At 51.2% G+C, this 13467-nt stretch carries 10 protein-coding genes, 4 pseudogenes and 1 other annotated feature; all 14 genes and pseudogenes read left to right on the top strand.

The window, feature by feature from the left end; genetic code table 11:
• The first annotated feature begins 69 nt into the window (after positions 1-69).
• Positions 70-177 carry a type II secretion system protein gene (locus P378_RS24370; protein ID WP_099084120.1) on the top strand — a complete coding sequence of 36 codons (108 nt, stop codon included), beginning with the start codon at positions 70-72 and terminating at the stop codon, positions 175-177.
• A 375-nt stretch (positions 178-552) separates the two neighbouring features.
• The gene (gene pilM / locus P378_RS17695) at positions 553-1626 is read left to right on the top strand and encodes a type IV pilus assembly protein PilM (RefSeq protein WP_099083959.1); all 1074 of its coding nucleotides are present in this window, start codon (positions 553-555) and stop codon (positions 1624-1626) included.
• Positions 1623-2195, top strand: coding sequence for a PilN domain-containing protein (locus tag P378_RS17690; RefSeq protein ID WP_099083958.1), 573 nt, complete (start codon positions 1623-1625; stop codon positions 2193-2195). Before pilM ends, P378_RS17690 begins: the two co-directional genes overlap by 4 nt.
• Before the next feature lie 157 nt (positions 2196-2352).
• Entirely contained in the window at positions 2353-3141 is a 789-nt protein-coding gene (locus tag P378_RS17685; protein WP_099084119.1) for a type IV pilus inner membrane component PilO, read from the top strand.
• A 129-nt stretch (positions 3142-3270) separates the two neighbouring features.
• Positions 3271-4703 (top strand): annotated as a pseudogene (locus P378_RS17680) (TldD/PmbA family protein).
• A gap of 173 nt (positions 4704-4876) precedes the next feature.
• Complete coding sequence (locus tag P378_RS17675; RefSeq protein WP_099084118.1) at positions 4877-5089, top strand: sporulation peptidase YabG; 213 nt, start codon at positions 4877-4879, stop codon at positions 5087-5089.
• 175 nt (positions 5090-5264) lie between these two features.
• Positions 5265-6607: pseudogene (locus P378_RS17670) on the top strand (TldD/PmbA family protein).
• A 237-nt stretch (positions 6608-6844) separates the two neighbouring features.
• Positions 6845-7294, top strand: a complete 450-nt coding sequence (gene aroQ / locus P378_RS17665; protein WP_099084117.1) for a type II 3-dehydroquinate dehydratase — start codon at positions 6845-6847, stop codon at positions 7292-7294.
• On the top strand, positions 7291-8364 hold the full coding sequence (locus P378_RS17660; RefSeq protein ID WP_099084116.1) for a M24 family metallopeptidase: 1074 nt from the start codon (positions 7291-7293) through the stop codon (positions 8362-8364). The genes aroQ and P378_RS17660 overlap by 4 nt, the downstream gene beginning before the upstream one ends.
• Positions 8365-8391: 27 nt before the next feature.
• Complete coding sequence (efp, locus tag P378_RS17655; RefSeq protein ID WP_099084089.1) at positions 8392-8949, top strand: elongation factor P; 558 nt, start codon at positions 8392-8394, stop codon at positions 8947-8949.
• Between the two features lie 81 nt (positions 8950-9030).
• Entirely contained in the window at positions 9031-9465 is a 435-nt protein-coding gene (locus P378_RS17650) for a CD1247 N-terminal domain-containing protein (protein ID WP_099084115.1), read from the top strand.
• Positions 9466-9590: 125 nt separating this feature from the next.
• Positions 9591-9852 (top strand) — a binding site (T-box leader).
• Between the two features lie 157 nt (positions 9853-10009).
• A pseudogene (gene aroF / locus P378_RS17645) lies at positions 10010-11022 on the top strand (3-deoxy-7-phosphoheptulonate synthase).
• A 16-nt stretch (positions 11023-11038) separates the two neighbouring features.
• Entirely contained in the window at positions 11039-12175 is a 1137-nt protein-coding gene (gene pheA, locus P378_RS17640) for a prephenate dehydratase (protein ID WP_099084114.1), read from the top strand.
• A gap of 113 nt (positions 12176-12288) precedes the next feature.
• Positions 12289-13467 (top strand): annotated as a pseudogene (locus P378_RS17635) (NAD(P)/FAD-dependent oxidoreductase); the annotation flags it as partial.

Below are 13467 nucleotides of genomic sequence, written 5' to 3'. Positions count from 1 at the left end.
TATTATTGTGAGATGTTAGAGGATTTGCGCTGTTTTTAACGAATTTCTGCTATAAAAGTAGGTGAGGTTATGCGCATTAATTCCCGAGGTGGTTTTACCTTGGTGGAGGTCGCCATTGTTCTCTGTATCTTTAGTATTCTTTTAGCCGTAACCCTCCCATCACTACAGAAAAAATAAGTGAATACAGGTTTGAAGGTGCTGCCAGGCAGTTAGTAGCAGATATAAAGTATCTACAGCAAAAAGCACTGGCAGAGAGCAGCGAGTACTATAAGATTGAGTTTTACAATAATTATTATCAACTTAATAAATCTACTGAAACAATAAAAAAGGTGCAATTACCAGCAAATACGGAGTTTTATCGTTTTACTTTTAGCGGTAACATTATGAATATAAGCGCCAGAGGAACTGCCACCCCCGGAACCATCACCTTATATCAAAGTGAACTAAAGAAATATCTTTATATCAAAGTAGCGGTTTCAACAGGTAGGGTAAGGTTATCAAGCACCAATGACAGTGACCCTAATATTACAAATATTCTTCGGAGTAAAGACAATGAAGCTTTGGACAAGCCACAATATCAATGCCGTAGATATAGGGCAAAACAGCATCAAGATCCTACAACTGCAAAAGAAGGGCCAATCGTTGCGAATCAGCCAGCAGATCAGCCATCCCAGCCCCGGGCTTGAGTCTTTGGAAAAGGGAGATGTGGCTGAGCTTGCTGCGTCCTTGAAAGAGGCAGCGGCTAAGGCCGGTATTGGCAGGTCAAAAGTAGTTTCTTTTATTGGCGGCCTGCGGGTGATTACCCAGCAAATCACCATGCCCCCGATTCCCGAGGACGAACTGCAAAAGGCGGTGGTTTGGGAAGCGGAAAAACTGATGCCTATCCCGGTACCGGATATGGAAATCCGGGCGGTGGTCTTGGAAGAGAAAAAGAATGAGTTTGGGGAAGGCTCCCAGCTGAATGTATTACTGGTGGCTGCACCCAAAAATTTAGTCTACCGTTACTATGAAGTTTTTGACCGGGCCAATTTAACCCTGACAGCCATTGATTTGCCGGCATTAAATCTGTGGCGGGTGTTTCAGGGGCAGCACTGCTTCCCGGAAAGAAAGGAAATCCAGGCGGTGGTGGACATCGGACACACCACCAGCCACTTTATCGTAATAAAAAAAGGTGTTCCTTCTTATGTTCGCTCTTTATCCGTCGATTTAAACCATATCAACAGGGAACCGGCAGAAGAGGTCAACAATTGTGAGCAGGATAACATTACCGACATAGCTGCCGACTATTATGATTTGGAAATTATTCCGGAGGTCGCGGCAACCAGGGAGGTGGACATGCCTCCGGGTATGGTGGATGAAAGCCTGCTGTATTCCGAGCTGGCAACCGAGATCCGGCGTTCCCTGGACTTTTATCGCCTGCAGGAAAGAGACACATTTGTTGAACAACTGGTTATTACAGGCGGGGGAAGTAAAATTGACGGCTTGGCCTTAATCCTTGAGGCTGAGTTGGGTTTACCCGTTCATATCGGTTATCCCCAGTTGAAGACCGCGCCCGATAAAATTCAGGAACTGCATCCTAAATTTACCATGGCCTTTGGCTTAGCTCTAAGGGAGGTTTTAATATGAACTACCGTGTAAACCTCCTGCCGGTAGAGCTGCAGCCAAAGCCGCCCCTGAGTGCAAAGAAATTTCTTTCGTACCTGCTGTGTACGCTGGTGTTTGCTCTTTTTGGTTTTGGATATGGATACTTTCAAATAGAGCTTAATTCCTTTAGGGAAGAATTGCAGTCTTTACAACAAAACCAGGAACAACTGCAGGTAACGCAAGCAAGGCTCTCCGAAACGAGCAAGCAGCAGCAGGCGATGAAGAACCAGATTAACACTTTCAATCACTTGATGCAGGAGCGATCTACCTGGCCGAAGTTCTTATATGATTTAAACGAACGAGTTCCTGAGGGTGTTTGGTTGGCAAAATTAAACCTTTCCTACATAGCAGAGGATGAGACTGAGTCAAAGGAGCAGCAAAGCGAAGGTCCGGAGAGGAATCCTGTGCCCGGCAAAACGGAGGAAATTGCAACACAGCCTGCATCCCCGGGAAAAACCCCCCTCCGTCTACTATACAGCAAAACCAAAACGGTAATCCCAAGGGCAAGGAAAAAGCAAAAGTACCCGAGTTTGCTCCAAACACCGCTGTAATAGAAGGCGGCAGCTATTCGCTGGAGTCCATCGGCAAATTTATTTACAGTCTGAATCAGTTGAAATACCTGTCCGAGGTAGAACTCATCGAAATTGTTCAAGATGATGAGGGTAAGTATACCTTTAAAATTGAGGCTCCCCTGAAGGAGGCTCAACCATGATGAAGCTCGAAATAACACCCAGGGATAAGAAAATAGTAACCTACCTGCTGCCGGTCCTTATTATAGGCGTATTCTCCTGGTATTTTTTATTTCCCCAGGTGAGGGAGTATGTTTCAACGAAAAAAGCCATCTCCGAAACCAGGGAAAACATAGTCCAGCTGAATGCTGCCAACAAAAGAATGGAAAAAGGCCTGCAATCTCAGGAAGAGACCAGAGTGCAACATGCGGCGGCGAGCAAAAAATTCTCTCATATTATGCAGGACGGTCTTTTTATCGTGAATCTGGACCGCAAGCTGGTGGCAGAAAATGTTGGTCTCACCGTCTTTCGACCGATGGATATTCAAGATAAAGAATTTTATTATATTCTCCCTGTGGAGGTTGTATTAAAGGGGGACTACAACAGCATCATTGCAGTCATTGACTTTCTGGAGAACCAGGCCAACTTGACGGAATTAAGAGAGATTGCTTTTGAGGCCGTTAAGCCGGAGGTTTCGGGAGATAGCCCCATCAATATTCTGGCACGGGGGGATGTAACGGCTAAATTTGTTCTGATGATTTTTTCCGGGCATTCACCGGAAGGCAGGTTGTCCCTGGAAGATATTAAGAACTGGACCTTTGGCAGGGTAAATCCCTTTAAAGAAACAGCGAACCCGCGTCCCAGACCTAAGCCGGTCCTGCCGCCCGTATATTTTCCGTTACAGTCCGGCAGCAATCCGTCTCCCGGCTGGCTATTACAGGAAACAACCGGGGAACCGGAAATCAAATACTTACCCAACTACCAATAAGTGAAGGTCTGAAAACGGATCTTCATTTTTTTCTTAAACCAATATTTGTATAAACAGCTACGGGAAAGTAGACAATAGAATGGTAAAGGGCTAAACTATTACCAGGATTTTCTGTAGGAGGCGGTAAGCTTGGTTGATAAACAAGTTTTAAAGGAAGTGCTCGGTGTTGCGCTGTCCAACGGGGGCGACTTTGCGGATATTTTTGTGGAAAACAAGCAGGTTACAGGCATCGGCATGGAGGCCGGGCGGATTGAGAGGGTTAATTCGGGACTGGACGTAGGAGCCGGTATTCGAGTGCTGTCGGGGGAGGCAACAGCCTATGCCTACACCAATGACATCAGCAAAGAAGGGTTATTGGAGGTGGCCAATATTGCCAGCCATGCGGCCAAGGGCGGCAAGAAGGACGCCAATATTGACTTGACTGCCATGAAGCCTCTGGTAAAATTTGAATTCAAAAAGCGTCCGGAGGATGTAAAGACAGAGGAAAAAGTGGCCGTTGTCAAAGCGGCGGAGAAGGCCGCCAGGTCGGTGGATGAGCAAAAAATAAAACAGGTTATTGTGGGCTACGGGGATACGGTACAAAAGATTACCATTGCCAACAGCAACGGCACCTATGTGGAGGACGAAAGGATCAGAACCCGTATGGTTGTAAGCGCTGTGGCCTCGGACGGGGGTACCATTCAAACGGGCTATGATGCCTTCGGCAGCCTCTGCGGGTTTGAACTGTTTGAGCGGGTCAACCCCGAAGAGGTGGCCAGGCAAGCCGCCGGCAGGGCCGTGAAAATGTTGACCGCAAAACCGGCCCCGGCGGGGAAGATGCCGGTGGTGATGGCCGGGGAAGCCGGCGGCACCATGGTCCACGAGCCTGCGGCCACGGGTTAGAGGCCGACTTAACCCAGCGGGAACTCTCGGTCTATGCCAATAAAAAAGGACAGCAGGTGGCTTCAGAGTTTGTTACCGTAGTGGATGACGCCACCATGGCGGACAAATATGGTTCTTACCGGTTTGACGATGAAGGGGTACCCTCCCGTAAAGTAACCATGATTGAAAACGGCATCCTCACCGATTACCTGTATGATTACCTTTCTTCTACCAAGGAAGGCCGGGAATCAAACGGCCACGGGCGCCGGGAATCTTACCAGCACAAGCCGCTGCCCCGCATGGCCAACACCATTATTGCCCCCGGGAAGATGGACCCCGAGCAAATCATCCGGGAAACCAAAAACGGATTGCTGGTGAAAAAAATGGGCGGGGGACAGGTAAATACCACCACCGGAGATTTTGTCTTTGACGTGGCGGAAGGATATCTTATTAAAGACGGGGAAATCAGCTCCATGGTCCGGGGTGCCACCCTTACCGGGAACGGTCCGGAGGTTTTAAGGATTGTTGATATGGTAGGCTCTGATTTGGGATTTACCATCGGAACCTGCGGCAAAGACGGCCAGGGGGCGCCGGTGTCGGACGCTCAACCCACCATGCACATTCCGGAAATCGTTGTGGGTGGCACAGCTCACGGGGACGATGATCAGAACCCGTCCATTAAGAGAATCAGAAGGCTATAATGTTACTTTAAAAAAGTGACCCGGGGGGTCACTTTTTTGTAAACAACAGAGCGATTTAAAAGACAAAAGTGGCCAGACACACCTTCCCACTGGACTTCATATGTTATTGTAAGAATAACGGCAGGAGGATTATGGTCTTTTTTATGTTAGATTAGAAGTCTAGGGGGTAGTGGGTGGTGAAAATTGGTGATATTGTAACCAGGAAAATTTACGGGGAAGATATGCAATTTTGCGTTTTGGGATTTTATACAAACCAGCAGACCGGAGAAAAGGTGGCCATTCTGGCTCTTTTAGACCCGAATCTTATTGTGGAAGCATCTGTGCAGGAACTGAACCCGGTCTCGGCCAGAAAGCTTTTTGCTTTAACCCAAAACTTCGTTCATTAAGCCGCCCGGTAGGGGCGGTTTCGTCTTACCAGGGAAGAAAAAGGAATGAACGTGCGTCGTCGGCTTTTATGGCAGAGTGGTGTCCAAGTTTTCTTTAAACTCCTTTCATCACAGAAGGAATATTTTGTCTATCAGAGAACAATACTTATGATGTAAGAAAGGAGAGCTGCCTGACTTGAATAATAAATATTTGACCATAGCTGAAAGTGCTGTGCAAAAGGTCAGGGCTGCCGGGGCGGCCATGGCTGAAGCCTATCTGCTGAGCAGCAAAGACTTATCCATAGAGGTTCGCAACGGTGAAGTGGAAACCATGAAACTGGCGGAAGACCGGGGGTTGGGCCTGCGGGTAATCACCGGTGGACGGGTTGGCTTTGCCTATACCACCGAGTTCAGCGCCGGAGGTTTGGATCAGGTTGTTCACCAGGCCCTGGCCAACGGTGCCAATACCGAGCCGGATGAATTTTATACCCTGCCGGAGATTTCGGCAAAATACCCGGATCTGGATATTTACGACCCGGCCATTCGAGCCTCCACCGTGGAAAACAAAATTAAAATGGCGGTGGAGATGGAGAACACCGCCAGGGCCTTTGACAAAAGGATAAAAATCATTGAAAGTTCCTCCTACCAGGATGCAGAGATAGAAGTAAGCGTTGTGAATTCCCTGGGCATGCAGGCCCATTACCAGGGCGCTTATTGCGGCATTTACCTGTCCCTGGTGGCCGGCGAGGGAGAGGACAGCCAGACCGGTTTTGCCATAAAGTACGGTCTGAAATTTGCCGATCTGGATCCCGTCTTGATCGGCAAAAGGGCGGCAGAGCGGGCTGTACGCATGCTGGGAGCCAAACCGGTGAAATCCCAAAGGGCCGTGGTGGTTCTGGACCCGTACATTGCCACCAGTTTCCTGGGGCTGCTTTCCCCCGCGCTGTCCGGGGAAGCGGTACAAAAGGGACGCTCCCTGTTCGCCGGTAAAGTGGGTCAGAAGGTCGCCAGCGACCTGGTGACCGTTGTGGACGACGGGCGTCTGCCGGGGGGGATTGCCTCCGCCCCCTTTGACGGGGAAGGGGTGCCCACTTCCGAGACCATCCTGATTGAAGGAGGCCAGCTGCAGGGCTTTTTACACAACACCTATACGGCGGCCAAGGAGGGCATCCGCTCCACCGGCAACGGTGTACGGGGTTCCTTCAAAAGCACCCCCGAAGTGGGAACCACCAATTTCTTTATCCGGCCGGGCCGGGCCGGTGCGGAGCAAATCATTAAGGAAGTCAAAAACGGGCTTTATGTCACCGAAGTGATGGGGATGCATACAGCCAATCCCATCTCCGGGGATTTTTCACTGGGCGCGGCGGGGATTTGGATTGAAAACGGTGAATTCACCAAACCCGTTCGCGGGGTGGCCATTGCCGGCAACATCATGGACCTGCTCGGTTCTGTGGACGCCGTGGGCAGTGATTTGGAATTTTTCGGCGGCAAAGGGGCCCCACCCTGCGCGTGTCCTCCATGTCCCTGAGCGGCAGTTAATTTTCCAGTTCAAGGTTAAAAAGTTTAAAGTTTGAAAATGAAATTATCAAAGATTGCAATGATAGACAAAATATTTTAGTTAATAAATCCAAAAACAAGGGGTAGAGCCCCCGGAAGGAAGGTTGATTCGAACCTCGAGTTAATTCTAGCCCCTTTCCAAAGGGGTACAAAATATGGTAAAATGTGTGTCGGTAATGCGGGTTTCGGCAGGATTGCCGGCCTTTGGGAGAAGAACCTATGAACATTTTGGTTTTACACGGTCCGAATCTTAACTGGTTGGGTAAAAGGGAGCCGGCTGTTTACGGTTCAACCACTCTGGAACAAATCAATTCCCATATTAAGGAATTGGCCCGGGAATTGGGCGCAGAGGTGGAGTGTTTTCAATCCAACCACGAGGGAGCATTAATTGACAAACTCCAAACAGCGGCTGAAGACATGCATGCGGTTGTTTTTAACCCCGGGGCCTTTACCCATTACAGCATCGCCCTCAGGGATGCGGTGGCCTCCCTGGACATTCCGGTAGTGGAAGTCCATTTATCCAACATCCATGCCCGGGAGGAGTTTCGCCACAAATCCGTCATTGCGCCTGTGGCCGCTGGCCAAATCAGCGGCTTTGGTCCGGAAAGTTATCTGCTGGGACTCAGGGCAGCGGTATCCCTCGTACAATCCAGGAGGAAAACAAATTGATCAAGCGTCTGGAACAGCTGCGCCGGCAAATGTCCCAAAAGGGAATTCCCTACCTGCTGATCACGAAACCGGAGAATCGTTTATACCTCAGTGGATTTACCGGTACCACTGGGGTTTTGCTGATAGGGCAGGAAACGGCGGATTTTCTAGCGGATTTCCGGTATGTTGAACAGGTGAAGCAGCAAAGCCCCCGTTTTAACGTGGTGAAAATTGAGCAGGGGTCTGCCTTTGGAACAGCATCAGAAGTATTAAGGAAATATAAGAGTGAGAAGCTATTTTTTGAAGAAGAGCACCTTACGGTAAAACAGTACCATGAACTTAAGGAACAGCTCCGGGACATTGGCCTGGCACCGGGCAGCGGGTTGGTTGAAGAGCTGAGAATGATTAAAGATGAACGGGAAATCAGCGCCATCCGCCGTGCCATGGAGATTGGCGACAAGGCCTTTGCCCATATTTTAAAATACGTAAAACCCGGCATTTCCGAAAGGGAGTTGGCCCTGGAACTGGAATTTTTTATGCGTCGGCAGGGAGCAACGGGAGTCGCCTTTGAAACCATCATGGCCTCCGGCCTCCGCTCCGCCTTGCCCCATGGGGTGGCCAGCGACCGGCAGCTGCAGTTTGGCGACCTGTTAACCATGGACTTCGGCGCCGTATACCAGGGCTACAATTCGGATATGACCCGCACCGTTGTGCTGGGGGAACCGGATGAGAAGCAGCAGGAGATTTACAGCATCGTGCTGGCAGCCCAGTTGGCCGGGCTGGCCGCGGTGCGAGAGGGTGTCACGGCCAGAGAAGTGGACGAAGCGGCCCGTCAGGTCATTACCGACCGGGGCTATGGAGAGTACTTCGGACACGGCACCGGTCACGGTGTGGGATTGGCCATTCATGAAAGGCCAAGGGTAGCCGCCAAAGATGAAACTGTACTAAAAGCAGGTATGGTGGTGACCGTGGAACCTGGCATTTACCTGCCCGGCTGGGGCGGGGTGCGCATAGAGGATAGTGTGCTGGTCACCGGAGAGGGCTGTGAGATACTGACCTCTTCACCGAAACATGAGTTATTAAAACTTTAAATTTACTATTTTAGGAGGGCGATTCAGTTGATTTCTACCAGCGATTTCAGGACCGGTTTAACGGTTGAGATTGACAACGATGTTTATCAAATTATTGAATTCCAGCATGTAAAACCAGGTAAAGGTGCTGCTTTCGTACGCACCAAAATGAGAAACATGCGTACCGGGGCGGTCATTGAAAGAACCTTCAACCCCAATGAAAAATTAAACCCCGCCAGGGTTGAACGCCAAGAAGTGCAGTACCTGTACAACGACGGTGAGAATTACAACGTCATGAACACGGAAACCTTCGACCAGTTTACTGTTTCCAAAGCAGACATGGGCGATGCCGTCAAGTGGCTGAAAGAAAACATGAACCTGACCATTGCCAGCTATAATGGAAACATTATCGGTGTGGACCTGCCCAATGTCGTTGAACTGGAAGTTGTGGAGACCGCCCCCGGCATCAAGGGCGACACTGCCTCCGGCGGCGGCAAACCGGCTACCCTGGAAACCGGCGCTGTTATTAACGTGCCTTTCTTCGTCAACGTGGGCGATGTGCTGCAGGTTGACACCCGCACTGGCAACTACATCAAGCGGGTATAAGTTCCATAACAGGTTTAAAACCCCCTGGATTGAGGAATAATACTGTAGTGTTACTACGGTAAAGTCAAAGGGGGTTTTTGCATGGATTGTTTGAAGTCGAAGGTGGCCTACCTACAGGGCCTGGCGGACGGCATCGACTTGCCGGTGGAAAGCAAAGAGGGCCGGTTGCTCAACGGAATCATCGATGTACTACAGGACTTCGCAGATCAACTGGAGGGACTGGAGGAAGCCCAGGAGCAGTTGGAAGACTATGTAGAGACCGTTGACGAGGACCTCTACGCCCTGGAGGAAGACCTCAGCGAGTGCGAATGTGACGAGGAAGACTATGTCGAAGTGGATTGCCCCGGCTGTGGAGAAACGGTCATGTTCCATTCTGATATTTTAGAGGATGACGACATCATTGAAGTCACCTGTCCAAACTGCGATGAAGTGGTCTTTGTCAATGACGACACCTATGCCAGCGCCGATGAGGCAGAACCGCTGGAAGGCCGGGGAGACACGGACAGGCCCCGGTAAAATATGACCGTTTATTAGGGGACAGAATCTGAGGGTTCTGTCTTCTTATTTGTTTCTTAAAAAGTACAAGGTTTCCCTTGCCATAGCTGCGAAAATGGTATAAAATAAAAACCAAGTTTCACAGATAAATGTCCATGAAGGAGAAAAGTAGGTTAGGCCCAGTCTTCCAGGGAGGAAACGTCACCGACTGAGAGCGTTTCCAGATATGGCTAATTGAAGTTCTCTCCGGAGATGCCGACTGAACACATAGTAGGTTAGGCCGTCGTTCCCACGTTACAGGGAAGGGGGTATCGGACTGTTCCCGTACCCTGCACAGAGGGGATTTCCAAATTTTTTTGGGATCAACTAGGGTGGTAACGCGGTAGCGATCAGCTTCTCGTCCCTAAAGGGATGGGAAGCTTTTTTAGTTTCCTCCCCTGTGCAGGAATCTTCGTCCCGTACCCTGCTGAGAGGGCCTTTGGGCCAATAAGGGTGGTACCGCGGAAGTCTACGGCTTTCGTCCCTTAGTAGATCTTGCAAAACTAAATTTACGGAGGGATGATTTATGGTTGTCGTTATGCAGCCCCAGGCTACGGAAAAACATGTGGTGGAGGTAGACTCCAAGTTAACGGCGGTAGGATTCCGCACCCAGGTGATTTACGGAGATAAACGAACGGTGGTGGCCGCCGTGGGAGACCGCCGGGCCCTGGAGTCCCTGGGCTTGGAAGCGTTACCCGGCGTAGAAAAAGTGGTTCCCATTATGAAGCCTTTAAGCTGGCCAGCCGGGAAGTAAGAGAAGAAAACACCGTAATTCAAGTTAAGGACGTAACCATTGGCGGGAATGAACTGGCGGTCATTGCCGGTCCCTGTGCGGTGGAAAGCCGGGAGCAATTGATGGAGGCCGCCCGTGCGGCCCGTGCGGCAGGTGCCAGGCTCTTAAGGGGAGGGGCCTTCAAACCCCGGACATCCCCCTACAGCTTTCAGGGCATGGAGGAGCAGGGGCTGAAACTGCTGGCGGAAGCCTCTGAGCGAACCGGCATGGTGACGGTTAGTGAAGTGATCGATGAAGAAAGCCTGGCCATGGCGGTGGGATATATCGATATTGTACAGATCGGGGCCCGGAATATGCAAAATTTCCGGTTATTAAAGGCAGCCGGCAAAGCCGGTAAACCCATTTTATTAAAAAGGGGTCTCTCGGCCACGGTGGAAGAGTGGCTGATGGCGGCCGAATATGTGATGTCCGAAGGGAACCAGCAGGTGATCCTCTGTGAACGGGGCATTCGGACCTTTGAATCCTACACCCGCAACACCCTGGATTTAAGCGCGGTTCCCCTGGTGATGGGCCTGAGCCACCTGCCGGTGGTGGTGGACCCCAGCCATGCCACCGGCAAGCGGGACCTGGTGCTGCCCATGGCCCTGGCGGCAGTGGCGGCGGGCGCCAGCGGGCTGCTGGTGGAAATGCACCCGGATCCCCCCCGGGCCCTCTGCGACGGCCCGCAGTCTCTCAGTCCCGAGGAGTTTGCTCAACTGATGGAAAAAATAAGACCGGTGGCTGCGGCCGTGGGCAAAACTTTATAGGGCGGGGGTGGTGCATATGAAAAAGATTGCTTACCTGGGACCCAGGGGAACCTTTTCCGAGCAGGCAGCCTTAAACTACCTGGGGAATCAACAGGCTGAACTGGTCCCCTGCCAGTCCCTGGAGGAGGTTTGTTTGGGGGTTGACGGCGGGCATTATACGGAAGGGATTCTGCCCCTGGAAAACCTTATTGAAGGCTCCGTGAACCCGGTATTGGATTTGCTGCTGGAACTGCCCGGTTTAAAGATCCAGGCGGAGATGCTGCTGCCGGTGGCTCACCACCTGCTGGTCCGGCCGGGCAGTACTTGCCAAGACATAAGGACCGTCTTGTCCCATCCCCAGGCCCTGGCCCAGTGCCGCCGGTACTTGGCCCGCAGGTTTCCCGCCGCCAAACTTTTGCCGGTGGAAAGTACCGCCCTGGCGGCCAGCATGGTGGCCGAGGGGGAGACAGAACTGGCCGCCATCGGCACCCTGGCCGCGGCCAGACACTACAACCTGACCACCCTGGAAGAAAACATTCATGACCAATCCAATAATTGTACCCGCTTTGTGGTGGTGGGCCAGGGGGACACCCCCTACAGGGATGTTCCTTACAAAACCTCCCTGGTGGTTTCCATGATTGACCGCCCCGGGGCCCTTTACAGCCTTTTGAAGGAGTTTGCCTGGCGGGGAGTCAATTTAACCCGCATAGAATCCCGCCCGGCCAGAACCTACCTGGGCGAATATATCTTCTTTATCGATTTGGAGGGCCACCGCCACCAGCCGGCGGTCAAAGAGGCCCTGAGGGAAATTGCTGCCCAATCCCGCCAGATTCGAGTTCTGGGATGTTATCCGGCCTGTCAAAGGACCGATTGCCAGGAGAACAGGAAGAAGGAAGAGACCCTGGAGGAACTCCGGGCGGATATCGATATCATCGACCGGCAGATCATTGAACTGCTGGGCAAAAGGGCGAAGCTGGTCACCAGGGTGGGAGAGATCAAACAGCCTACCGGGCAGGTTCGGGACCCCGCCAGGGAAGCACAGGTGCTGGCGCAGGTGCGCCGGTTGGCCCAACATCATGGATTGTCCCAGGATATTACGGAGACCGTTTACCGGATCCTGATGGACTATTTTGTGGATATTCAATTAAACCAGGTAACATCTCAGACTTTATGACTGGGATGTTACTTTTTAGTTCCCATACTAATTAGTTTTGGTAATAAGAGGGAGCAAGTATTGAATCTATTCTATTGTTGGTGTTATAATATAATTATTAAAATTTTGAAGAAATGGGGGCGCTATTCTTGTCCAGCAAAAAGATCCTAATCATTGGCGGTGTAGCCGCAGGTCCCAAGACTGCAGCCAGGGCACGCCGTTTAGATCCCGATGCGCAAATTACCATTCTTGAAAAGGGTAAGTACATATCTTATGCCGGATGCGGTATGCCTTTCTACCTTTCCGGAAAGATTCACGATTTTGATCACCTGTATTCTACTTCCTATGGCGTTAAGCGTGATCCCGAGTTCTTTAAATCCGAACGGGGCGTGGACGTATTCACCGGCACCGAGGCCATCTCCATTGACAGAGCAAACAAAAAAGTGATCGCCCGCAATGTCGACACCGGCGCAGAAAGTGTTTTTGAATACGATAAATTGGTTTTGGGTACCGGCTCTTACCCCATCACTCCTCCCATAGAAAACCTCGACCTGAAAGGGGTTTACCGTTTAAATCACCTGGAGGATGCTGAAAGGATTAAGCAGGCCCTGGACGCCGGGGAAGTGAACGATGTGGTGATTATCGGCACCGGTTTTATCGGCATGGAAGCTGTGGATGCCGTATTCAATCCCATGCGTGCCGTAACCGTAGTGGAATTCAGAGATACCCTGCTGCCCGGCATCCTGGACCCGGATATGGGCACACTGCTCTACAAAAACTTCTACGAGCAGGGTTTGGAAGGCCGTTTCGGGGAGAAAGTTCTCAAGTTGGAAGGCGAAGACGGCAGGGTGACCCGGGTCATTACCGACAAAGGTTCCATTGACGCGGATGCCGTCATTTTAGCCGTTGGCGTCCGCCCCAATGTGAAGCTGGCCCAGGAGGCCGGTCTGACCATCGGTGAAACCGGCGCCATTGTGGTCAATGAATACATGCAGACCAGCGACCCGGACATTTATGCCCTGGGCGACTGTGTTGAAAACACCCACCTTTTAACCGGCAAAAAGGTTTACGTCCCATGGCCACCTATGCCAACCGCCAGGGGCGCGTGGTGGGCGACAACGTTACCGGCGGCCAATCTACCTTTAAGGGGATTCTGGGCACCGGTGTGCTGCACTGCATGGGCATGAATGTGGCCCGCACCGGTCTGGGTGAAGTTCAGGCCCGGGCCCTGGGGTATGATATCGAGTCCATCATGGTTGCTACCTTTGATATGACCCACTATCACCCCGACAGCAACAAGATTTTACTGAAGA

The organism is Desulforamulus profundi (assembly GCF_002607855.1).
This window is presented reverse-complemented; position numbering and strand designations above follow the sequence as displayed.